Below are 23,732 nucleotides of genomic sequence, written 5' to 3' on the forward strand. Positions count from 1 at the left end.
GCCTTCGGCAGCTCCTACATTTGAAATGCGATCCCTGTAGGAGCTGCCGAAGGCTGCGATCTTTACGAAACACCGAAAACCCTCGCTGAAACCCAAATCGCAGACAAAGAAAAGCCCGGCCTGAGCCGGGCTTTTCCAGAGCTGCGAGCTAATTACTTAGCGTTAGCTTCAACCTTCGCTTCTACGCGACGGTTTACAGCACGGCCAGCGTCAGTGGCGTTGTCAGCTACTGGGCGGGATTCGCCGTAGCCAACAGACTGAACGCGGGACGATTGAACACCGTACTGGTTGGTCAGAACTTGCTTAACGGCGTTTGCACGGCGCTCGGACAGTTTCTGGTTGTAAGCGTCAGGACCGACGGAGTCAGTGTGACCTTCAACAACAGTAGTGGTGGATGGGTACTGCTTCATGAAGTCAGCCAGGTTCTTGATGTCGCCGTAGCTGTTAGGCTTGACTACCGACTTGTTGAAGTCGAATTTCACGTCCAGCTCAACACGAACAACTTCAGCAACTGCTGGGCAGCCATCAGCGTCAACAGTTACGTTGGCCGGGGTGTCCGGGCACTTGTCAACGTTGTCGCAAACGCCATCGTTGTCGCTGTCGGAGCAAACTTCAGCTGGTGCTGGAACTGGAGCAGCAGCAGGCTTGGAGCCGCCACCGAAGTTCACACCGATACCGACGCTTGGAGCCCACTCGGTGTCGCCCTGGTCGATGTTGTACTGAGCTTCAACGCCGGCACGGGCGTAGAAGTTCTCGGTGAAGTACAACTTGGCACCGCCGCCAACGTTGGCGAAAGTGGAACGGTTACGACCGCCACCGCCGTTCTGGCCAATGCTCTGGTCCGAGAAACCTGCGGAAACGTAAGGACGGATCATGTCGCCCGGGTTGTTGAAGTGGTACAAAGCATCCAGAGCGGTGTCCGCGCCCTTGATGTTACGACCGTCGTCGGAGCGCACGTTGTGCACTTCGTCGTAGGCCAGACGCACTTCAACGTCGTCAGTAATGAAGTAGCCGACAGAAGCGCCGAACAGGTTGCCGTTGTTCTTGAAGTCACGATCGCTGTCGTACTGTTCTTTCTTGGCGAAGCCTTCGATTTCAACTGCGCCTTGGCCTTGTGCCAGAGCGCCGAACGAAGTGGCGGCAATGAGAGTACCAATGGCCAAGCCCAAGGTGTTTTTCAGTTTCATCCGTTAAATCCCCATCTGGTGATTGTGAAGCAGTCCCGCAAACCGGGGGACAACTCGGCGGCAAGTCTATCAGAACTTGCCTACACGCAAGAGAAATTTGCGCCGAACTAAGTTTCAGCAATGCCTGCAAATTTCTCACGCAATTTGTCTAGAGCGCGCTTGTACCGCATTTTTGTCGCACTCAAACCCATGTGCATGATGTCTGCGATCTCCTGAAACTCCAGCTCTGCGACAAATCGTAGCACCAGAATTTCACGGTCAATCGGGTTCACATACACCAGCCAGCGATCAAGTCCGCCCTTCTCCTCGGGTTTCGGCGCCTTTTCTTCAGACGCTTCCTCGAGGGGGTCCAGACTCAAAGCGTCCATCAAGCGACGCTTTCGCCGTTCTTTCCGATACTGCGTGATGCACTCGTTGTACGTGATGCTGTAGAGCCACGTCTTGAACTTCGATTTGCCCTCGAAGTTCTTCAGGCCGTACAGCACCTTCAACATCACTTCCTGACAGACATCATCTGCATCACGATCGTTCCCCAGATATCGTGCACAAACGTTAAATAATGTTCGCTGGTAACGCCGCATCAGTTCTTCATAGGCGCGCGTTACGTGAAACAGCTCGGTGTGCGAGCGCGCGACCAACTCCTCATCAGAGAGCTCGCGGGGGTCGTAGCGCGTGGAGAGCGATTGAGCTTTATTCAAAACAAGTCGGGCCGACAGTCAGGTCAATGTCCGCCGCAGCCCCTCAGGGCATTTTGCGGCGGCATACATTAGCAGGATTTGCCGGGTTAGCGGCTACTCACATGCTGCTCCAGGAGAATCCGATTCGAGAGAGAGACTAGCTCACCCTCGTCGGTCAGCACGGTGGTTTTCACCGTCCCGATCTCTTCGATCTGACCTTCGACCTCGCCAACTCGCACTTGTTGCCCAACCTGATACAACTCACGCACATAGATTCCCGCAAGAATCTGACCGGCAATTTCCCGGCTTCCCAACCCCATGGCCAGCGCAACCGCCAGACCAACGGTAATCAATACGATCACGATCACATGGTTGAGCAGGTCAGTCTTGACCTCCAACTGGCTGATCGCAACCGAAATACTGATGATGATCACCAGGCCCTGGGCAATTCGCCCCAGGCCCGCGGCGTAATCAAGCCCTACGCCTTCCGCCGCGCCGCGCACCAGCCCATTGGCCAGCTGCGCCAGCAAGACACCCACCAGCAGCACCAGCGCCGCGCCAAATACTTTCGGCAAATACAGCGCCAACATGTCCAGCGTAGCCGAAACTCGCTCAAGTCCAAGTGATTCTGCGGCTGAAACCAGAAAAATCAGCAGAACGAACCAATAAACGATCTTGCCGATCAATGTCGAGATAGGCACCTGAAGGCCGGCACGCGACAACAGTTTGGTCAGCCCGGTACCGCCCATCAAGCGATCGAGGCCCAGTTTGGCGAGCAATTTGGAGAGTAGCGTGTCCAGCAGCTTGGCCACGACAAAACCCAGCAGCAGCACAACCAGTGCGCCGAACAGGTTCGGAATGAAGTTCGCAACTTTGGTCCACAACGCAGTCATTGCAGTGACGAGGCTCTGAGTCCAGAGGTCAAGTTCCATATTCAATCAGCCTTATCAGCAGTGCGAGCGGTAGGTTTGCGCAGACGAGAAACCGGCGCGACATGGGCCGATCCGTTATTCAGGGCGATCATCAGCGCGGGCAGCCAACGGCCCAGCAGGCTGAACAGATCGCCGGCACCGACCTGGCGGTTGGCGGTTTTCAGCACGCGACCCAGGCAGGCATCGTCGTCACGGCTGGACGGCGAGGCTTTGAGCATGTCACGCAAAGACTGTTCAAACGGATCGTGCATACGCACCTCTCGTGATATCTGTGAAAGACGCGGTCAAATTTGGTCGGGTCACATGACTCATCATCAGAACCAGCGCAAACGTCGGAATAGCCACCACTGCCCCAGCGCTACCAAGCCCGCCACCAAGCATGCGATCAGGAAGCCATAAGGGCTGGTAGAGAACGGAATGCCGCCGACGTTAATCCCCAAAAGACCGGTCAGAAAACTCATCGGCAAAAAGATCCCGGTGATGATCCCGAAGCGGTACATCGTGCGGTTCATACGCACGCTCAGACGTCGGTCTTCGGTCTCCAGGACCAGCCCCACGCGCTCCCGGGTCAATTCCAGCTCCTCGAGATAACGGGTCAGGCTGTTGTTCAATTCGTTCCAGTAATCGCCATCGTCTTCGACGAACCACGACAGTTTTATCCGGGTCAGTTGCCCGAAAATATCCCGCTGCGGTGCCAGAAAACGTTTCAGCGCGGCCGCCCTGCGACGGATCTGCAAAACGGCCCCATGCTCCGGTGTATACCGTTCGTCGGCATCCAGCTTTTCTTCTTCCTCATCGACGATTTCCGAGAGGCAGCTGACCAGATCCTGCACTTTATTAGTGAGGTACTGCGCCATATAAAGGATCAATTCGGAAGCAGTTCTCGGCCCTTTGCCTTCGGCCAGTTGCACCAGCAACTCATCGGTGGCGCGCAACGGCCGCAGACGCAGGGAGATCACCCGCTGGGCCGAACCGAAGATCCGCACCGAGACCATGTCTTCCGGCTCCGCGCCCGGGTTCAGGTTGATCCCGCGCAGAAACAGCAGCAGTTCGGAGTCCGGCAGCGGCAAAAGACGCGGCCGAGTGTTCTCTTCCAACAACAAGTCGCAACTGAATTCACTCAAACCGCTGGACTTACGCAGCCAGGTCTGGGTTTGCGGGTGGCTGCGATCCCAGTGCAGCCACAGGCTTTCATGGGCCTGCAGCTGCAAGTCATCGAGTTCAGTCCGGGCTATCGAACGCGCACCGCCTTTACCATCCAGCACCAGGGCATGCACCAGCCCCCACTGCGCGTTTTCTTCCTCGAACATCCTCACCCCTATTCTTGAAACAAAAAGCTGGCAGTGCTTTATTCAGGCATCGCAAGCGGGCTTGGCGAGATGATCACGCCATTGTTGTCCGCATAAACGTAGTGGCCCGGGTGAAAGGTCACGCCTGCGAAGGTCACGGCAACGTTGAGTTCACCGACACCGCGCCTGTCGGTTTTCATCGGATGACTGGCCAGGGCCTGAACCCCCAGATCGGTTTGCGCAATGACGTCGACGTCGCGGATGCAACCGTAGATCACCAGCCCTTCCCAACCGTTCTTCGCGGCTTTCTCGGCCAGCATGTCGCCCAGCAGCGCGCGGCGCAGGGAACCGCCACCGTCGACCACCAGCACCTTACCGTTGCCCTTGAGCTCGACTTGTTCCTTGACCAGCGAGTTATCTTCGAAACATTTGACGGTCACGATTTCGCCGCCGAAAGAATCACGGCCGCCAAAATTGCTGAACATCGGTTCCAGCACCTGCACCAGCTCCGGGTAGGCATCGCACAGGTCAGGCGTGAGGTAATGGTTCATCGAGAAACTCCTGTAAAAAGGAAGACAATCGAGTATGCAGCATACTCGGCCCGAGACTGGACGACTGTAAATCGCTCCGCTTGCACGAACATAGCGGCCGAATCGGCCACCAAAAGTGACCAAAACCTCTAAATTCGTCACATCTTAGCCGCAAGCCGATCAGAGCGAAATGCCCTTTTTAGAGCATCAAGCTCAAATCGCTGTGGCCAAATCCGGCGTACCACCCAGCAAAGGCGTCTGTTGATCCGCCAGCCAACGCGCCACCAACGGCCAGACTTCAGTCTGCGCAGCCTTGCTGACCAGCATTTCCACATGACCGAAATTATCGCCAAAGCCTTGCTCGCGGCCAAGGGTGATGAATTGCTTGTGCTCGGAGCCGACCTGATCGAACAGCTTGTGGCAGGCCCACGTCGGGTCTTGATGATCGCCCGCGGCGCTCACGGCCAGCACTGGCAACTGAACCTCGGCCAAACCCGCCCACCAGTCCTTGTCGGCATCGCCAAAACGGCCGAACAGCCCGTACCAGCGCATGCTTTCCAGGGCCAGGCCAATCGGCTCGTCCTCCGGGCCGCGCTTGAGGCGTGAACCCGACAGCTGGGCAAACCGCTTGAGAATGAAGCGCCCGCTCCACTCCACCGGTGGAAACTTCAACGGCCAGTAGGTACGGCTGACCTGCGTGCCGAAGAACGCCGCAGACGCAACAACAGGCTCGCCGATGTATTCCCCACCCAGCGCCGCCGCCAGTGTAATGCCACCCAGCGAGTGACCGATCCAGTGTGGGACCTGGCCGCTTTGCTCGCGCACGAACGCGCCAATGGCCGGCAAATCGTAACGCGCATAGTCGGCGACGCGGTTCTGACGATAGCCCTGATTGCGCTGAGACAAGCCGTGACCGCGCATTTCCGGAATCCACACATCAAATCCCAGGCGCGTCAGATAAGCGCCCAGGCCCAGACCTTTGGGAGAGAACCAGAACCGTCGATTGGAAAAGCTGCCGTGCAACAGAATCACCGGCACGCCACGCACCGCTGGCTCGTCGGCCAGGCCCAGGCGCGTCACAGCCAGTTCGACGGTGCCGTCGGGGCTGTTGCCGGGTTTCAAACGATAGACGTCTTCGCTCAGATCGCCGCGCCGCTCGGCGCTGATCAGGGCGACAGGAAATAGGTTGCTGCTGCTTTGCATAATGCTCTTGCACAAAAAAGGGCGGCATCCAACGGAGCCCGCCCTACTTGAATCTTAAAGCCTCGGCCACTTGACCGAGGCTTCATTCACGAATCAGGCCGAAGCCTGACCTTCAGCCAGGAAGAACCAGGTTTCCAGTACGGAATCGGGGTTCAACGAAACGCTTTCGATGCCCTGCTCCATCAGCCACTTGGCCAGGTCCGGGTGGTCCGAAGGGCCCTGACCGCAAATGCCGATGTACTTGCCCGCCTTGTTGCAAGCCTGAATTGCGTTGGCCAGCAGCTTCTTGACCGCAGGATTACGCTCGTCGAACAGGTGCGCGATGATCCCAGAGTCACGGTCCAGGCCCAGGGTGAGCTGGGTCAGGTCGTTGGAGCCGATGGAGAAACCGTCGAAGAACTCGAGGAACTCTTCAGCCAGGATCGCGTTGGACGGCAGTTCGCACATCATGATCACGCGCAGACCGTTGTCGCCACGGGCCAGACCGTTTTCGGCCAGCAGATCGACCACCTGGCTCGCTTCGCCCAGAGTACGAACGAACGGCACCATGATTTCAACGTTGGTCAGGCCCATCTCGTTACGCACGCGCTTGAGGGCGCGGCATTCGAGCTCGAAGCAGTCACGGAACGATTCGCTGATGTAACGCGAAGCGCCTCGGAAGCCCAGCATCGGGTTCTCTTCTTCCGGCTCGTAGAGTTTGCCGCCGATCAGGTTCGCGTATTCGTTGGACTTGAAGTCCGACAGACGCACGATGACCTTTTTCGGCCAGAACGCTGCCGCCAGGGTGCTGATGCCCTCGACCAGTTTCTCGACGTAGAAGCCGACCGGGTCGTTGTAACCGGCAATGCGCTTGTCGACGCTGTCCTTGATTTCCTGCGGCAGGCCGTCGTAGTTCAACAGTGCTTTGGGGTGCACACCGATCATGCGGTTGATGATGAATTCCAGACGGGCCAGGCCCACACCGGCGTTCGGCAGCTGCGCGAAGTCGAAGGCGCGGTCCGGGTTGCCGACGTTCATCATGATCTTGAACGGCAGATCCGGCATGGCATCCACGGAGTTTTTCTTGATGTCGAAACCAAGCTCGCCTTCGAAGATGTAACCGGTGTCGCCTTCAGCGCAGGAAACGGTCACGCCCTGGCCGTCTTTCAACAGCTGGGTGGCGTTGCCGCAACCGACCACTGCCGGGATGCCCAGCTCGCGAGCGATGATCGCCGCGTGGCAGGTACGGCCGCCACGGTTGGTGACGATGGCGCTGGCGCGCTTCATGACCGGTTCCCAGTCCGGGTCGGTCATGTCGGAAACCAGAACGTCGCCCGGCTGGACTTTGTCCATCTCGGACACGTCCTTGATGATCCGCACCTTGCCAGCGCCGATACGCTGGCCGATGGCGCGACCTTCAACCAGCACGGTGCCGGTCTCTTTCAACAGGTAACGTTCCATGACGTTGGCCTGGGTGCGGCTCTTCACGGTTTCAGGGCGAGCTTGAACGATGTACAGCTTGCCGTCGTCACCGTCTTTGGCCCATTCGATGTCCATCGGGCACTTGTAGTGCTTCTCGATGATCATCGCTTGTTTGGCCAGCTCGCTGACTTCGGCGTCGCTCAGGCAGAAACGCGCCCGATCGGCTTTGTCCACGTCGATGGTCTTGACCGATTTACCGGCCGTGGCCACTTCGCCGTAAATCATCTTGATGGCTTTGCTGCCCAGGTTGCGACGCAGAATGGCCGGCCGACCGGCTTCCAGCGTGCCTTTGTGAACATAGAATTCATCCGGGTTCACCGCGCCTTGTACGACGGTTTCACCCAGGCCGTAGGCGCCGGTGATGAACACCACGTCACGGAAGCCCGATTCGGTATCGAGGGTGAACATCACGCCGGCGGTGCCGGTTTCGGAGCGGACCATGCGCTGCACGCCGGCCGACAGGGCTACCAGCTTGTGATCGAAGCCCTGGTGGACACGGTAGGAAATCGCACGGTCGTTGAACAGGGAAGCGAACACTTCCTTGGCGGCGCGAATGACGTTTTCGACACCACGGATGTTCAGGAAGGTTTCCTGCTGACCGGCGAAGGAAGCGTCCGGCAGGTCTTCGGCGGTAGCGGAAGAGCGCACGGCCACGGCCATGTCAGGGTTGCCGGCCGACAGCGTGGCGAACGCGGTGCGGATCTCGGCGTTGAGCTTCTCGGGGAACTCGGCTTCCATGATCCATTGACGGATCTGGGCGCCGGTCTTGGCAAGGGCGTTTACATCATCGACGTCCAGGGCGTCGAGGGCAGCGTGGATCTGATCGTTCAGGCCGCTCAGTTCCAGAAAATCACGATAAGCCTGAGCTGTCGTGGCGAAGCCACCGGGCACCGATACACCGGCACCTGCAAGGTTACTGATCATCTCGCCCAGGGATGCGTTCTTGCCCCCCACATGCTCTACATCATGGACGCCGAGCTTATCGAGGGAAACTACGTACTCTACCAAGGTGATCTCTCCACTAACTGTGTTGGAAAAGCTCAGAAGCCGGCGACTCGGGGGAGCATTTGCCGGCTGTATGGCCTGGACCTGGAAAATAAGTGAGAATGCGGGCCATTGGCGGCCGACAAATCGCGCCTACTATATCCAAGAATCGTCACTAGCTTAAGGCCCAAGGTGCAAATGAAACGATCTGCTTTCTTTATCTCCGATGGCACGGGCATTACCGCCGAAACCCTCGGCCAAAGCCTGCTGGCGCAGTTCGAAAACATTACCTTCAGCAAAATCACGCGGCCCTACATCGACAACGCGGATAAAGCGCGGGCCATGGTACAACAAATCAACAAAGCCGCCGAAAACGATGGTTTTCGTCCGATTATTTTCGACACCATTGTCAATCAGGACATTCGTGAGATCCTCGCGACCTCGAATGGCTTCATGATCGACATTTTCTCGACCTTCCTGGCGCCCCTTGAACAGGAACTGACCGAGCATTCTTCCTACACCGTCGGCAAATCCCACTCCATCGGTGGCAACTCCAATTACATGGAGCGGATCGAGGCGGTGAACTTCGCCCTCGACAATGACGATGGCGCCCGCACCCACTATTACGACAAAGCTGACCTGATACTAGTAGGCGTGTCGCGATGCGGCAAAACACCGACGTGTTTGTACATGGCCATGCAATTCGGTATCCGCGCGGCCAATTACCCGCTGACCGAAGACGACATGGAGCGCCTGCAACTGCCGACCGCCCTGCGCGCCCATCAGCACAAGCTGTTCGGCCTGACCATCGACCCGGACCGCCTCACCGCCATCCGCAACGAACGCAAGCCCAACAGCCGCTACTCGAGCTACGCCCAGTGCGAATTCGAAGTGCGCGAGGTGGAGAATCTGTTTCGACGCGAGAACATTCCCCACATCAATTCCACGCATTTCTCGGTGGAAGAGATCTCGGCGAAGATTCTGGTGGAGAAAGGTGTGGAGCGGCGGTTCAAGTAGATTTTCGGCGCCTGTTCCACCGCCATCGCGGGCAAGCCCGCTCCCACAGGGTTCTGTGTTGAATGCAACATTTGCAAACAATGGAGAACCTGTGGGAGCGGGCTTGCCCGCGATTGAACGATAACGCGGTCCCTCAAATTACAAACAAATCCACAAACCGGTTCACCGGCGTTGCCTCAAGCGCAACCTGGTCCTTGCACAACGCAAAGATCTCGGCACTTCGCTGAGCCGTGAAGCGCGTTGCCAGATTGGCCTTGAACTTGTCTTCCAGCAGCGGGATACCATCGGTGCGGCGACGACGATGGCCAATCGGGTACTCCACTACCACGTTTTCGGTGCTGGAGCCGTCCTTGAAAAACACCTGCAGCGCATTGGCGATGGAGCGTTTGTCCGGCTCCAGGTATTCGCGAGTGAAGCGCGGGTCTTCGACGATGACCATTTTGTCGCGCAGCACGTCGATGATCGGATGTGCGACGTGGAAATCGTCTTCGTACTGCTCGGCCACCAGATCGCCGAAGGCCAGCGGTACGGCGGTCATGTACTGGATGCAGTGATCGCGGTCCGCGGCATTTGCCAGAGGGCCGACCTTGGAGATGATGCGGATCGCCGATTCGTGGGTGGTGATGACAATTTTGTCGATTTCGTGCAGGCGGTTTCTGACCAGCGGGTGCAGGGTGACGGCGGCCTCGCAGGCCGTTTGCGCATGGAACTCGGCGGGAAAGCTGATCTTGAACAGCACGTTTTCCATCACGTAGCTGCCGAACGGCCGGGAAAAGCTGAAGGCACGTTTGTCTTCAGGCTTGAGCGCCAGGTCGTTGTTGGTGTGGCTGAACAGCACATCGTAGAACCCCCATTGTTTGGCGGTCAGTACGCCGGGGATGCCCATTTCACCACGCATAGCGATGTCCGCCAGACGCACACCACGGCTGGACGCATCCCCTGCCGCCCAGGACTTTCGCGACCCGGCATTCGGCGCATGCCGGTAAGTGCGCAGCGCCTGGCCGTCGGCAAACGCGTGGGACAACGCCGACAGCAGTTGCTCGCGGTTGGCGCCCATGAGTTTGGCGGTGACGGCGGTCGAGGCGACTTTCACCAGAATCACGTGATCGAGGCCAACGCGATTGAACGAATTTTCCAGGGCGATAACACCTTGAATCTCGTGAGCCATGATCATGGCTTCCAGCACTGCGCGAACGGTCAACGGTGCGTCGCCATTGGCCAAATATTTTTGCGACAGGTGATCGGCCACCGCGAGAATACCGCCCAGGTTGTCGGACGGATGCCCCCATTCAGCAGCGAGCCAGGTGTCGTTGTAATCGAGCCAGCGGACGATGCAACCGATGTCCCACGCGGCCTTGACCGGATCGAGACGATAACTCGTACCCGGCACGCGCGCACCGAAAGGCACGACCGTGCCTTCGACGATCGGCCCCAGGTGTTTGGTGCACTCGGGAAAACGCAGGGCCAACAGACCGCAGCCGAGGGTGTCCATCAGGCAGTTGCGGGCGGTATCAAGCGCCTCTGAAGATTGGATTTTGAAATTGAGGACGTAGTTGGCGATGTCCTGCAGGACTGTGTCGTAGTCGGGGCGGTCGTTCAGATCGACGTTGGCGCTCATGTTTGATTCACTCGGTCAGTGGTTCGCTGATGGGACCTCGGTTCAGGTTAAATCTCAGTCAGTCGCTACTTTCTTATTTTGGTAATCGAGATCAACTGTGGGAGCGAGCCTGCTCGCGAAGGTGGTGTGACAGGCAACATTGATGCTGAATGTCATGGCCTCTTCGCGAGCAGGCTCGCTCCCACATTGGCTCTGTGTCGGGATTAGAAAGAATCACCCGGCACACGGACGTAACCTTCCATCAACACCCGCGCACTGCGGCTCATGATGGCTTTTTTCACGGTCCACTCGCCGTTCACCTGGCTGGCCTCTGCGCCCACGCGCAAGGTGCCGGACGGATGACCGAAGCGTACAGCGTTGCGCTCGATGCCGCCCGCCGCCAGGTTGACCAGCGTGCCGGAAATCGCCGCCGCCGTGCCGATGGCCACTGCTGCCGTGCCCATCATCGCGTGGTGCAGTTTGCCCATGGACAGCGCGCGCACCAGCAAATCGACGTCGGTTGCCGCAATCGCCTTGCCGCTGGAGGCGACGTAATCCGCCGGCATGGCGACGAACGCCACCTTCGGTGTGTGCTGACGCTTGGCGGCTTCGTCCAGGTGCTGGATCAGCCCCATGCGCAGCGCGCCGTAAGCGCGGATGGTTTCGAACATCGCCAGGGCTTTCAGGTCGCCGTTGATCGCGCCCTGCAACTCGGTGCCGGTGTAGCCGATGTCTTCGGCGTTGATGAAAATCGTCGGGATGCCGGCGTTGATCAGGGTGGCCTTGAGCGTACCGACGCCCGGCACTTCGAGGTCATCCACCAGATTGCCGGTGGGGAACATCGAACCACCGCCCCCCTCTTCTTCCGCCGCCGGGTCCATGAATTCGAGCTGCACTTCGGCCGCCGGAAAAGTCACGCCGTCGAGTTCGAAGTCGCCGGTTTCCTGGACCTCACCGTTGGTGATCGGCACATGGGCGATGATGGTCTTGCCAATGTTGGCCTGCCACACGCGCACTACCGCCACACCGTTGTGCGGAATGCGGCTGGCGTCCACCAGGCCGTTGCTGATGGCGAACGAACCGACCGCCGCCGACAGGTTGCCGCAGTTACCGCTCCAATCGACGAAGGGCTTGTCGATGGAGACCTGACCGAACAGGTAATCGACGTCGTGATCGGCCTTGATGCTTTTCGACAAGATCACGGTTTTGCTGGTGCTGGATGTCGCACCACCCATGCCGTCGATTTGCTTTTCGTACGGATCGGGGCTGCCGATCACCCGCAGCAATAACGCATCGCGAGCCGGCCCTGGAATTTGTGCCGCTTCGGGCAAGTCTTGCAGGCTGAAGAACACGCCTTTGCTGGTGCCGCCACGCATATAGGTGGCGGGGATCTTGATCTGCGGTGCAATTTGAGATGCGTGAGCCATATTGATCCTGTAGGCCAGCGCGGGACTCAAGATCCCGCGCGGCTCGTCGTGTTAAACGGCAACCGCCGATTCTTCGAGGAAGTCTTGAGCGAAACGCTGCAACACGCCGCCGGCCTCGTAGATCGAGACTTCTTCGGCGGTGTCGAGGCGGCAGGTCACCGGCACTTCGACGCGCTCGCCGTTCTTGCGGTTGATCACCAGCGTCAGTTCGGCGCGCGGAGTGCGCTCACCGATCACGTCGTAGGTTTCGCTGCCATCGATGCCCAATGTCTTGCGGTCGGTGCCCGGTTTGAACTCCAGCGGCAACACGCCCATGCCCACCAGGTTGGTGCGGTGGATGCGCTCGAAACCTTCAGCGGCAATCGCTTCCACACCCGCCAGGCGCACGCCTTTGGCCGCCCAGTCCCGGGACGAACCCTGGCCGTAGTCCGCGCCAGCAATAATGATCAGCGGCTGCTTGCGTTCCATGTAGGTTTCGATGGCTTCCCACATGCGCATCACTTTGCCTTCCGGCTCGACGCGAGCGAGAGAACCCTGCTTGACCTTGCCGTTTTCCTGAACCATTTCGTTGAACAGTTTCGGGTTGGCGAAGGTTGCGCGTTGCGCGGTCAGGTGGTCACCGCGGTGCGTTGCATAAGAGTTGAAGTCCTCTTCCGGCAGGCCCATTTTCGCCAGGTATTCGCCCGCCGCGCTGTCGAGCATGATCGCGTTGGACGGCGACAGGTGATCGGTGGTGATGTTGTCCGGCAGCACCGCCAGCGGGCGCATGCCTTTGAGCGGACGCGCCCCGGCCAGCGCGCCCTCCCAGTACGGCGGACGGCGGATGTAGGTGCTCATCTCGCGCCAGTCATACAGCGGCGTGACCTTCGGACCGGTGTCTTCGTGGATGGCGAACATCGGGATGTACACCTGACGGAATTGCTCCGGTTTGACCGAAGCTTTCACCACCGCGTCGATCTCTTCGTCGCTCGGCCAGATGTCTTTCAGGCGGATTTCCTTGCCGTTCGCGTCCAGGCCCAGCACATCTTTTTCGATGTCGAAACGGATGGTGCCAGCGATGGCGTAAGCCACCACCAATGGCGGCGAAGCCAGGAACGCGTTTTTGGCGTACGGGTGAATCCGCCCGTCGAAGTTGCGGTTACCGGACAGCACTGCCGTGGCATACAGATCGCGGTCGATGATTTCCTGTTGGATCACCGGGTCCAGCGCGCCGGACATGCCATTGCACGTGGTGCAGGCGAAAGCCACGACGCCGAAGCCGAGTTGCTCCAGCTCGGTGGTCAGGCCCGCTTCGTCCAGGTACAGCGCCACAGTTTTCGAGCCCGGCGCCAGGGACGATTTGACCCACGGTTTGCGGGCCAGCCCGAGCTTGTTGGCATTGCGCGCCAGCAGGCCTGCGGCAATGACGTTGCGCGGGTTGCTGGTGTTGGTGCAACTGGTGATGGCGGCGATGATCACCGCGCCGTCCGGCATTTGGCCGGGCACGTCGTCCCACTGGCCGGAGATGCCTTGCGCCGCGAGATCGGACGTGGCGACACGGGCGTGCGGGTTGCTTGGACCTGCCATGTTGCGCACCACCGAGGACAGGTCGAAGCTCAACCCGCGCTCGTATTGCGCGCCTTTGAGGCTGTCGGCCCACAGGCCCGTGGTCTTGGCGTAGCTCTCGACCAATTGCACCTGCTCGTCTTCACGGCCGGTGAGTTTCAGGTAGTCGATGGTCTGCTGGTCGATGTAGAACATCGCCGCCGTGGCGCCGTATTCCGGAGCCATGTTGGAGATGGTCGCGCGGTCGCCCAGGGTCAGGTTTGATGCGCCTTCGCCGAAGAATTCCAGCCACGCGCCGACGACTTTTTGTTTGCGCAGGTATTCGGTCAGCGCCAGCACCATGTCGGTGGCGGTGATGCCCGGCTGCAGTTTGCCAGTGAGCTCGACGCCGACACTTTCCGGCAGACGCATCCACGATGCGCGACCGAGCATCACGCTTTCCGCTTCCAGACCACCAACACCAATGGCGATCACGCCCAGCGCATCGACGTGCGGGGTGTGACTGTCGGTGCCGACGCAGGTATCAGGGAAGGCCACGCCGTCACGCACCTGGATCACCGGCGACATTTTCTCCAGATTGATCTGGTGCATGATCCCGTTGCCCGGCGGGATCACGTCGACGTTCTTGAACGCCTTTTTGGTCCAGTTGATGAAGTGGAAACGGTCTTCATTGCGACGGTCTTCGATGGCGCGGTTCTTTTCGAACGCCTCAGGATCGAAGCCTCCGCGCTCAACAGCCAGGGAGTGGTCGACGATCAGTTGCGTCGGCACCACCGGGTTCACTTGCGCCGGATCACCGCCTTGCAGGGCGATGGCGTCGCGCAGGCCGGCGAGGTCCACCAGGGCGGTCTGCCCCAGAATGTCGTGGCACACCACGCGGGCCGGAAACCACGGGAAGTCGAGGTCGCGTTTGCGCTCGATGAATTGCTTCAGGGATTCGGTGAGCGTGGCCGGGTCGCAGCGACGCACAAGGTTTTCCGCCAGCACGCGGGAGGTGTACGGCAGGGTGTCGTAGGCGCCAGGCGTAATGGCATCGACCGCCGCACGGACGTCGAAATAATCCAGGTGGCTGCCGGGCAGCGGTTTGCGGAATTCTGTGTTCATCGTCAGGACTCGGTCACGGTGGTTTCAAAGGGTGGGGCCTGGCGCAGCTATTGAAGCAAACACAATCCACTGTGGGAGCGGGCTTGCCCGCGATAGCGGTGTATCAGTCGACATCCATGTTGGATGTCAGTCCGTCATCGCGGGCAAGCCCGCTCCCACAGGGATCTGCGTTTTGTTCCGGTTCCTGTGCCGGCGCCCTCCCGGTCAGCGTTGTTCGATTGGCACGAACTTGCGCTGTTCGACGCCGACGTACTCGGCGCTCGGACGGATGATGCGGTTGTTGGCACGTTGTTCGAACACGTGGGCCGCCCAGCCGGTCAGGCGCGAGCAGACGAAAATCGGCGTGAACAACTTGGTCGGAATGCCCATGAAGTGGTACGTCGAGGCATGGTAGAAGTCGGCGTTCGGGAACAGTTTCTTCTGTTCCCACATGGTTGCGTCGATGGCTTCGGAAACCGGGAACAGCACGGTGTCGCCCACTTCGTCGGCGAGTTTTTTCGACCAGGCCTTGATCACCTCATTGCGCGGATCGTTGTCTTTATAGATCGCGTGGCCGAAGCCCATGATCTTGTCCTTGCGCGCCAGCATGCCGAGGGTGCCCTCGACCGCCTCTTCAGGCGACGAGAAGCGTTCGATCATTTCCATCGCCGCTTCGTTGGCGCCGCCGTGCAGCGGGCCGCGCAGGGAGCCGATGGCCGCCGTGATGCAGGAATACAGATCCGACAGGGTCGAGGCACACACCCGGGCGGTGAAGGTCGAGGCGTTGAACTCGTGTTCCGCGTAGAGAATCAGCGAAACGTTCATCACCTTGACGTGCAACTCGCTCGGCTTCTTGTCATGCAACAGGTGCAGGAAATGGCCGCCGATGCAGGCTTCGTCGGTCACGCAGTTGATGCGCTTGCCGTCGTGACTGAAGCGATACCAGTAGCACATGATCGCCGGGAACGCGGCCAGCAGGCGGTCGGTTTTGTCGTGCTGTTCGGTGAAGTCTTGCTCGGGCTCGATGTTGCCCAGAAACGAGCAACCGGTGCGCATCACGTCCATCGGATGGGCGTCGACGGGGATGCGCTCCAGCACTTCTTTGAGCGCTTGCGGCAGGTCACGCAGTTTGCTCAGCTTCTGGGTGTAGGCAGCGAGTTGCGCCTTGGTCGGCAGTTCGCCGTACAGCAGCAGATAGGCCACCTCTTCGAACTGTGCGTCAGCCGCCAGTTCGCGAACGTCGTAGCCGCGATAGGTCAGGCCGGCGCCCGACTGGCCCACGGTGGACAGTGCGGTTTGCCCGGCCACCTGGCCACGGAGCCCGGCGCCACTGAGTACTTTTGCTTCGGCCATTGCTGTCTCCAGTTTTTGAATTTGTCAGGGAATCTGCAATTTTTGGGTGATGCCGAAAAGATCGCAGCCTTCGGCAGCTCCTACATTGACCGAGCCTGGCGACATCTCTGTAGGAGCTGCCGAAGGCTGCGATCTCTTGATCTTTATTTCTTCGCGGCAAACAACGCATCGAGCTTCTGCTCGAACGTGTGGTAATCGATACGATCGTAAAGCTCCATGCGCGTCTGCATGGTGTCGATGACATTCTGTTGCGTGCCGTCGCGGCGGATCGCGGTGTAGACGTTTTCCGCGGCCTTGTTCATCGCGCGGAACGCCGACAGCGGGTACAGCACCAACGACACGTCGGCACCGGCGAGCTGCTCGGTGGTGTACAGCGGCGTCGCGCCGAACTCGGTGATGTTGGCCAGGATCGGCGCTTTCACGCGGCTGGCGAACAATTTGTACATCTCAAGCTCGGTGATCGCTTCCGGGAACACCATGTCGGCGCCGGCCTCGATGCACGCGGCCGCGCGTTCCAGCGCAGACTCCAGACCTTCCACCGCCAAGGCGTCGGTGCGGGCCATGATCACGAAGCTGTCATCGGTGCGGGCATCGACGGCCGCTTTGATGCGGTCGACCATCTCCTGCAGCGAGACGATCTCTTTATTAGGACGATGACCGCAGCGCTTGGCGCCAACCTGGTCTTCGATGTGAATCGCCGCCGCGCCGAACTTGATCATCGACTTCACGGTACGGGCGACGTTGAACGCCGAGGAACCGAAACCGGTGTCCACGTCCACCAACAGTGGCAAGTCGCAGACGTCAGTGATGCGACGCACGTCGGTCAACACGTCATCCAGACCGGTAATCCCCAGGTCCGGCACGCCGAGGGAGCCGGCAGCCACCCCGCCGCCCGACAGGTAAATCGCCTTGAAACCGGCGCGCTTGGCCAGCAGTGCGTGGTTGGCGTTGATCGTGCCTACCACTTGCAGCGGATGCTCGCTGGCGACCGCATCGCGGAAACGCTGGCCTGGAGTGCTCTTGCTGGAACTCATGACTCACCTCGTTCAGTGGCTGTCGGGTTAGCGCCGTCCTGATAGTGACGGGCGATATTGCGTTTGGAGGCGCCGATGTGACGGCGCATCAACAACTCGGCCAATTCACCGTCACGGTCGGCGATGGCATCAAGAATGCGGTGATGCTCGGCAAACGCCTGGCGCGGCCGATTGGGCGTGGTGGAAAACTGGATGCGGTACATGCGCACCAACTGATAGAGCTCGCCACAAAGCATCTGGGTCAGGGTGCGGTTGCCGCTGCCCTGGATGATCCGGTAATGAAAGTCGAAATCGCCTTCCTGCTGGTAATAGCCGACGCCTGCCTGAAATGCCGCATCGCGCTCATGGGTTTCGAGCACCCGGCGCAGTTCGTCGATTTCTTCGACCGTCATGCGTTCGGCCGCCAGACGGCAGGCCATGCCTTCCAGGGACTCGCGAATTTCGTAGAGCTCCAGCAGCTCGGCGTGGCTCAGCGACACCACCCGCGCCCCGACGTGCGGCACGCGAACCAGCAAGCGCTGGCCTTCCAGACGGTGAATCGCCTCACGCAACGGCCCGCGACTGATGCCGTAGGTGCGCGCCAGCTCCGGTTCGGAGATCTTGCTGCCCGGGGCGATCTCACCCTTGACGATAGCCGCCTGAATGCGTCGGAAGACATTTTCGGAAAGTGTTTCCGAGTCGTCCTGAACCGTGACCGGGGGATCGAGTTGATCCAGCATATTGTCGACACCTTGAAAACCAATGTGGCAAAAACTAGCGAATAAGACCAGTTGCGTCAAAGGATAAATAGGTATTGTCGACAATCGTCTAATAACTGGCCGCACCATAACGAAGCAGACCCCCTGTTTATAGCCGCCCGCCAGCGCTGGCGCCATAAAACCACCGTGCTAGAATGCCGCCCGCATTTGCTTGTCATCTGCATTGCCGGTCATAAAAAGTGGACAGGCATACGAGGGAGCTTGTGCAGCAATGCCAGGGCCTTGAATTGAAGAACGGACCGCTGCGCATCAGGATTTATGAGACTCAAGCTCTTCACCACATTCCTTTGTCTTCTTGGCCTGTCAGGTTTCACCGCGGCAGGGGAAAAGACTGTGTACGGCCTCAATGAGTACGCTTCGCTGGACGGCATCAACCTGGAAGTCGCCGCCAAACTCGACACTGGGGCGAAAACCGCTTCGTTGAGCGCCCGCGACATCAAGCGTTTCAAACGCAATGGCGAATCCTGGGTGCGTTTCTATCTGGCCATCGACGCCGCGCATTCGCACCCGATCGAACGACCTCTGGCCCGTGTCAGCAAGATCAAGCGCCGGGCCGGCGACTACGACCCGGAAGAAGGCAAGAAGTACACCGCCCGTCCGGTCATCGAGCTGGATATTTGCATGGGTTCGGCTTTACGCAGTATCGAAGTGAACTTGACCGACCGCAGTGCCTTCCAATACCCGCTCCTGATCGGCTCCGAGGCGCTCAAGCGCTTCGACGCGCTGGTTGACCCAAGTCTTAAATACGCTGCTGGCAAACCTGCCTGCGCCACCGACGCACATACCGCAGAGTAATTCCAATGCGCTCTCTTACCCTCCACCTGAAATTGCTGATCGCCATCCTGGTGGTGCTGGGCATTTCAGTTACGGCCTATCAGATTTTCGTGCTCGGAATTCCGGTAACCGAAGACGCCACGGACGACTTGTGGAACATCGACGCCAAGGTCGAGTTCGTCGCCAACGCCAAAGACCCGATCAAGATCCAGATGTTCGTGCCGCCGCTGAGCCGCGACTATGTGAGCCTCAACGAGAGTTTCATTTCCAATAACTACGGCGTGGCGGTGAACCGCGTCGACGGCAACCGCAAGGTCACCTGGTCGGCGCGTCGGGCCAAAGGCAACCAGACCCTTTATTACCGTCTGGTGCTGACCAAGCGCTACAGCGGCGAAAAATCCAAGGTCAAAGGGCCGACCTTCCGCGACAGCATCGCCGTCGAAGGCCCTGAAAAAATCGCTGCCGAAGCCCTGCTCGCACCGATTCGCCAGCATTCGGCCGACGTCGAAACCTTCATCGGCGAAGCCATCAAGCGCGTCAACAATCTCAACGATGACAACGTGAAACTGCTGCTGGCGGGCGATCCGTCCACCGTGAACAAAGCCAAAATCGTCGAGCTGGTACTGTCCATCGCCCACGTGCCGGTGGAAAAGGTCCACACCATCCGCCTGGTGGCCGATCAGCCGCAAATGCCTGAACTCTGGTTGCGCAGCTTCAACGGTACCGACTGGCTGTACTTCAACCCGGAAACCGGCGAACAAGGCCTGCCCACTGACCGTTTGCTGTGGTGGACCGGCGATGAAAACCTGATCACCGTCGATGGCGGCAAAAAAGCCAACGTCACGTTCAGCCTGAACAACAGCGAAATGAACGCCATTCGCCTGGCCAAGCTGACCGACGAAAACTCCGACGCCAATTTCCTCGATTACTCGCTGTACGGCCTGCCGCTGGAAACCCAGCAGACCTTCATGATCATGGTGATGATCCCGATCGGCGTGCTGGTGATCCTGATCCTGCGCAACCTGATCGGCATTCAGACACTCGGCACCTTTACCCCGGTGCTGATCGCCCTCGCCTTCCGGGAAACCCAGCTCGGCTTCGGCATCGTGCTGTTTACCATCATCACGGCGCTGGGGCTGTCGCTGCGCTCCTACCTTGAGCACTTGAAGCTGCAAATGCTGCCTAGGCTGTCGGTGGTGCTGACCTTCGTGGTGGTGCTGATCGCGGCGATCAGCCTGTTCAGCCACAAACTCGGCCTGGAGCGCGGGTTGTCGGTGGCGCTGTTCCCGATGGTAATTCTGACCATGACCATCGAACGCCTGTCGATCACCTGGGAAGAGCGCGGTGGCGGCCACGCGATGAAAGTGGCGATCGGCACGCTGTTCGCCGCCTCCCTGGCGCACCTGATCATGAGCGTGCCGGAGCTGGTGTACTTCGTGTTCACCTTCCCGGCGGTCCTGCTGATTCTGGTGGGCTTCATGCTGGCCATGGGTCGCTATCGCGGTTACCGCCTGACCGAACTGGTGCGTTTCAAGGCTTTCCTGAAGAAGGCTGACGCCTGATGTTCGGTCTCTGGAAGACCTGGAAAGCCCTGGAGGCCCGGGGCATCATGGGGATCAATCGGCGTAACGCAGACTACGTGCTCAAGTACAACAAGCGCAGCCTGTACCCGATCGTCGATGACAAGATCATCACCAAGGAGCGCGCCATCGCCGCCGGCATCCACGTGCCGGAGCTGTACGGCGTGATCTCCACCGAGAAGGAAATCGACAACCTCGGCGAGATCATCGGCGGGCGCACCGACTTCGTGATCAAACCGGCCCAGGGCGCCGGCGGTGACGGCATTCTGGTGATCGCCGACCGCTTCGAAGGCCGCTATCGCACGGTGTCGGGCAAGATCATCAGCCACGAGGAAATCGAGCATCAGATTTCCAGCATCCTGACCGGCCTGTATTCCCTGGGCGGTCACCGTGACCGTGCATTGATCGAGTACCGCGTGACCCCGGACCAGATCTTCAAAAGCATCAGCTATGAAGGCGTGCCGGACATCCGCATCATCGTGCTGATGGGCTATCCGGTGATGGCCATGTTGCGCCTGCCAACGCGCCAGTCCGGTGGCAAAGCCAACCTGCACCAGGGCGCCATCGGCGTCGGTGTCGATCTGGCCACCGGCCTGACATTGCGCGGCACCTGGCTGAACAACATCATCAACAAACACCCGGACACCACCAACGCGGTGGACGGCGTGCAACTGCCCTACTGGGACGGCTTCATGAAACTCGCCGCCGGCTGTTATGAGCTGTGCGGGCTGGGTTACATCGGTGTCGACATGGTGCTCGACCAGGAAAAAGGCCCGCTGATTCTTGAGCTTAACGCCCGGCCCGGGTTGAACATTCAGATTGCCAACGATTGCGGATTGACGTTGCGCACCCACGCGGTCGAAGCGCGCCTGGAAGAATTGAAGGCACGGGGGATGACCGAAACGGCGCAGGAACGCGTGGAGTTCGTTCAGGAATTGTTTGGGCATATTCCAGCGGTTGAGGGCTGATCCAAGACCGAGGTGCTGCCATCGCGAGCAGGCTCGCTCCCACAAGGACCGCGCTAAACCCTGTGGGAGCGAGCCTGCTCGCGATGGCTGACTGACAGTCACTAAAGCTCTCAACCTGCCAATCCCCGACATCCCCTCTAGGAGCAAATCCTGCAGAGGACTACAATCGCTCCCCCGCCTCGATGGCTGATCTGCCCCGCCCATGTTGACCTGTTCCGTACACCCGCTGCCCTATCGCGCCAACCCCGCCGAGTACTTCGCGGCGATTCGTCATGCCCCCGGTGCCGTGCTGCTCGACAGCGGCCGGCCGAGCGCCGAGCGCGGGCGTTATGACCTGCTCAGCGCCTGGCCGCTGGAGCAACTGGCTGTATTACCGAATGAAAGCGGCAGCCATTTCCTGCAACGCCTTCGCGACAACCTGACCCGACTCGGTGAAGCCACTGTTCCTGTCGACCTGCCTTTCGCCGGTGGCCTGATCGGCTACCTGAGCTACGACTTTGGCCGGCATCTGGAACACCTGCCGAGCCAGGCGCGGGACGACCTGCATTTGCCCGATGCACGTTTCGGGCTGTACGACTGGGCACTGATCAGCGATCACCACCTGGCCACCAGTCAACTGGTGTTCCACCCGACGCTGATCGACAGCGAACGACAGCGACTGATCGAACTGTTCACCCAACCGGCACCTCAGAACGTCCAGCCTTTCAAACTGGACGGCCCGATGAACGCCGACCTGAGCGCCGATGACTATCGGCAGGCTCTCGAACGCATTCAGCAGTACATCCAGGCCGGCGACTGCTATCAGGTCAACTTCGCCCAGCGCTTTCGCGCGCAATGCCAGGGCGATCCGTGGGCCGCCTATTGCGCGCTGCGGGCGGCGTGCCCGACACCGTTTTCCGGCTTCCAGAGCCTGCCCGACGGCGGCGCCGTGCTGAGCCTGTCGCCGGAGCGTTTCGTCAAAGTCAGCGAACGCCACGTCGAAACCCGCCCGATCAAAGGCACCCGCCCCCGCGGGCTGACCGCTGCCGAAGATGCGGCGAACGCCGCCGAACTGCTGGCCAGCCCCAAGGACCGCGCGGAAAATCTGATGATCGTCGACCTGCTGCGCAACGACCTCGGTCGTACCTGCCGCATCGGCTCGGTGCGGGTGCCGGAGCTGTTCAGCCTGGAAAGCTATCCGAACGTGCATCATCTGGTGAGCAGCGTTACCGGCGAGCTGGCGGATGACAAGGATGCGCTGGATCTGATCGCCGGCAGCTTCCCCGGCGGTTCGATTACCGGCGCGCCGAAGATTCGGGCCATGCAGATCATCGATGAGCTGGAACCGACCCGTCGTGGGTTGTACTGCGGTTCATTGCTGTACCTGGACGTGCGCGGGGAGATGGACAGCTCCATCGCCATTCGCAGTTTGTTGGTCAAGGATGGGCAGGTGTGCTGCTGGGGCGGCGGCGGGATCGTCGCGGATTCGGATTGGCAGGCGGAGTATCAGGAATCGATTACCAAGGTGAAGGTGTTGCTCGATACGTTGCAGAGCCTCTGATACCGCACTTTTATGTGGCGAGGGAGCAAGCTCCCTCGCCACAGGATCGGGTTTACAGGCTCAGGTTGCGGTTCGAAGCCTTGATGAATTCCTGCTTCAACTCGGCAAAGCTGTGCACCGCCGGGAACTGTGGAAACTCGCGAATCACATTGTCCGGCGCATGGAACAGAATCCCGGCATCCGCCTCGCCCAGCATCGTGGTGTCGTTGTAGGAGTCGCCCGCCGCAATCACCCGATAGTAGAGGCTCTTGAACGTCAACACCGACTGACGCTTGGGGTCTTTCTGACGCAACTGATAGCCCGTGACCCGACCGGCATCGTCAGTGATCAAGCGATGGCAAAGCAAAGTCGGGAAGCCCAGCTGGCGCATCAGCGGCTGGGAAAATTCGTAAAAGGTGTCTGACAGAATCACCACCTGAAAACGCTCACGCAGCCAGTCGACGAACTCGATGGCGCCCTCCAGGGGCTTGAGCGTGGCGATCACTTCCTGGATGTCGGAAAGCTTCAGGCCGTGCTCGTCGAGAATCCGCAGACGCTGCTTCATCAACACGTCGTAGTCGGGAATGTCCCGAGTGGTGGCCCTGAGGGAGTCGATCCCGGTTTTTTCGGCAAAGGCGATCCAGATTTCCGGGACCAGCACACCTTCAAGATCCAGACAGGCAATTTCCACAAGACACTCCTATTTGTACTGTTTATTGAGTCGAGCGAGCAAAGGGACTGCCGAACTCTAGCGACTAGCCTCCCTCTGTGCAACGCAGAGGGCACACCAGCCGCCGCAGGATTTTGTTACCAT

20 protein-coding genes are annotated in these 23,732 nt (G+C 59.6%); 5 read left to right on the forward strand and 15 right to left on the reverse strand.

Annotation, left to right across the window (positions count from 1 at the left end; all coding sequences use genetic code 11):
* Positions 1–152: 152 nt before the first annotated feature.
* The 8 genes from LOY38_RS20310 to ppsA all read right to left on the reverse strand — a co-directional run bounded on the left by LOY38_RS20310 (position 153) and on the right by ppsA (position 8,287).
* Entirely contained in the window at positions 153–1,187 is a 1,035-nt protein-coding gene (locus LOY38_RS20310) for an OmpA family protein (RefSeq protein ID WP_258696775.1), read from the reverse strand.
* Positions 1,188–1,294: 107 nt separating this feature from the next.
* The gene (gene sigX / locus LOY38_RS20315; RefSeq protein WP_017337463.1) at positions 1,295–1,885 is read right to left on the reverse strand and encodes an RNA polymerase sigma factor SigX; all 591 of its coding nucleotides are present in this window, start codon (positions 1,883–1,885) and stop codon (positions 1,295–1,297) included.
* Positions 1,886–1,971: 86 nt separating this feature from the next.
* Positions 1,972–2,796, reverse strand: coding sequence for a mechanosensitive ion channel family protein (locus LOY38_RS20320; protein ID WP_007902078.1), 825 nt, complete (start codon positions 2,794–2,796; stop codon positions 1,972–1,974).
* A 2-nt stretch (positions 2,797–2,798) separates the two neighbouring features.
* Entirely contained in the window at positions 2,799–3,047 is a 249-nt protein-coding gene (locus LOY38_RS20325) for a hypothetical protein (protein ID WP_007940635.1), read from the reverse strand.
* Positions 3,048–3,110: 63 nt separating this feature from the next.
* A complete protein-coding gene (locus tag LOY38_RS20330) occupies positions 3,111–4,106 on the reverse strand; it encodes a zinc transporter ZntB (RefSeq protein WP_258696776.1) in 996 nt (331 codons plus the stop codon).
* A gap of 38 nt (positions 4,107–4,144) precedes the next feature.
* A complete protein-coding gene (rraA, locus tag LOY38_RS20335) occupies positions 4,145–4,636 on the reverse strand; it encodes a ribonuclease E activity regulator RraA (RefSeq protein ID WP_258696777.1) in 492 nt (163 codons plus the stop codon).
* Positions 4,637–4,828: 192 nt separating this feature from the next.
* A complete protein-coding gene (locus LOY38_RS20340) occupies positions 4,829–5,818 on the reverse strand; it encodes a lysophospholipase (RefSeq protein ID WP_258696778.1) in 990 nt (329 codons plus the stop codon).
* A 93-nt stretch (positions 5,819–5,911) separates the two neighbouring features.
* On the reverse strand, positions 5,912–8,287 hold the full coding sequence (gene ppsA, locus LOY38_RS20345) for a phosphoenolpyruvate synthase (protein ID WP_258696779.1): 2,376 nt from the start codon (positions 8,285–8,287) through the stop codon (positions 5,912–5,914).
* Between the two features lie 174 nt (positions 8,288–8,461).
* Here ppsA and LOY38_RS20350 point away from each other — a divergent pair, with 174 nt between their 5' ends.
* Positions 8,462–9,280 (forward strand): pyruvate, water dikinase regulatory protein, encoded by an 819-nt coding sequence (locus LOY38_RS20350; protein WP_258696780.1) that lies wholly within the window; start codon positions 8,462–8,464, stop codon positions 9,278–9,280.
* 133 nt (positions 9,281–9,413) lie between these two features.
* Here LOY38_RS20350 and prpD read toward each other — a convergent pair whose 3' ends face one another.
* The 6 genes from prpD to LOY38_RS20380 all read right to left on the reverse strand — a co-directional run bounded on the left by prpD (position 9,414) and on the right by LOY38_RS20380 (position 18,038).
* Positions 9,414–10,898 (reverse strand): 2-methylcitrate dehydratase, encoded by a 1,485-nt coding sequence (prpD, locus tag LOY38_RS20355; RefSeq protein ID WP_258696781.1) that lies wholly within the window; start codon positions 10,896–10,898, stop codon positions 9,414–9,416.
* A gap of 203 nt (positions 10,899–11,101) precedes the next feature.
* Positions 11,102–12,304, reverse strand: a complete 1,203-nt coding sequence (prpF, locus tag LOY38_RS20360; RefSeq protein ID WP_258696782.1) for a 2-methylaconitate cis-trans isomerase PrpF — start codon at positions 12,302–12,304, stop codon at positions 11,102–11,104.
* A 51-nt stretch (positions 12,305–12,355) separates the two neighbouring features.
* Positions 12,356–14,953, reverse strand: coding sequence for a Fe/S-dependent 2-methylisocitrate dehydratase AcnD (acnD, locus tag LOY38_RS20365; protein ID WP_258696783.1), 2,598 nt, complete (start codon positions 14,951–14,953; stop codon positions 12,356–12,358).
* Positions 14,954–15,157: 204 nt separating this feature from the next.
* Positions 15,158–16,285 carry a 2-methylcitrate synthase gene (gene prpC, locus LOY38_RS20370; RefSeq protein WP_258696784.1) on the reverse strand — a complete coding sequence of 376 codons (1,128 nt, stop codon included), beginning with the start codon at positions 16,283–16,285 and terminating at the stop codon, positions 15,158–15,160.
* Between the two features lie 143 nt (positions 16,286–16,428).
* On the reverse strand, positions 16,429–17,319 hold the full coding sequence (prpB, locus tag LOY38_RS20375; protein WP_258696785.1) for a methylisocitrate lyase: 891 nt from the start codon (positions 17,317–17,319) through the stop codon (positions 16,429–16,431).
* The gene (locus LOY38_RS20380) at positions 17,316–18,038 is read right to left on the reverse strand and encodes a GntR family transcriptional regulator (RefSeq protein WP_007902102.1); all 723 of its coding nucleotides are present in this window, start codon (positions 18,036–18,038) and stop codon (positions 17,316–17,318) included. Before LOY38_RS20380 ends, prpB begins: the two co-directional genes overlap by 4 nt.
* Before the next feature lie 297 nt (positions 18,039–18,335).
* Between LOY38_RS20380 and LOY38_RS20385 the strand changes: the two genes are divergently transcribed.
* From LOY38_RS20385 to pabB, 4 genes are all read left to right on the forward strand, one after another.
* Positions 18,336–18,872, forward strand: a complete 537-nt coding sequence (locus LOY38_RS20385) for an ATP-dependent zinc protease (protein ID WP_258696786.1) — start codon at positions 18,336–18,338, stop codon at positions 18,870–18,872.
* Between the two features lie 5 nt (positions 18,873–18,877).
* The gene (locus LOY38_RS20390) at positions 18,878–20,413 is read left to right on the forward strand and encodes an inactive transglutaminase family protein (RefSeq protein WP_258696787.1); all 1,536 of its coding nucleotides are present in this window, start codon (positions 18,878–18,880) and stop codon (positions 20,411–20,413) included.
* Entirely contained in the window at positions 20,413–21,399 is a 987-nt protein-coding gene (locus tag LOY38_RS20395; RefSeq protein ID WP_258696788.1) for an alpha-L-glutamate ligase-like protein, read from the forward strand. Before LOY38_RS20390 ends, LOY38_RS20395 begins: the two co-directional genes overlap by 1 nt.
* A 202-nt stretch (positions 21,400–21,601) precedes the next feature.
* On the forward strand, positions 21,602–22,939 hold the full coding sequence (gene pabB / locus LOY38_RS20400) for an aminodeoxychorismate synthase component I (protein WP_258696789.1): 1,338 nt from the start codon (positions 21,602–21,604) through the stop codon (positions 22,937–22,939).
* A 52-nt stretch (positions 22,940–22,991) separates the two neighbouring features.
* On the opposite strand, the gene thrH is transcribed toward pabB, so the two are convergent.
* Entirely contained in the window at positions 22,992–23,609 is a 618-nt protein-coding gene (thrH, locus tag LOY38_RS20405) for a bifunctional phosphoserine phosphatase/homoserine phosphotransferase ThrH (protein WP_258696790.1), read from the reverse strand.
* Between the last annotated feature and the right edge of the window lie 123 nt (positions 23,610–23,732).

This window comes from Pseudomonas sp. B21-015, assembly GCF_024749285.1.
Classification (GTDB): Bacteria; Pseudomonadota; Gammaproteobacteria; order Pseudomonadales; family Pseudomonadaceae; genus Aquipseudomonas.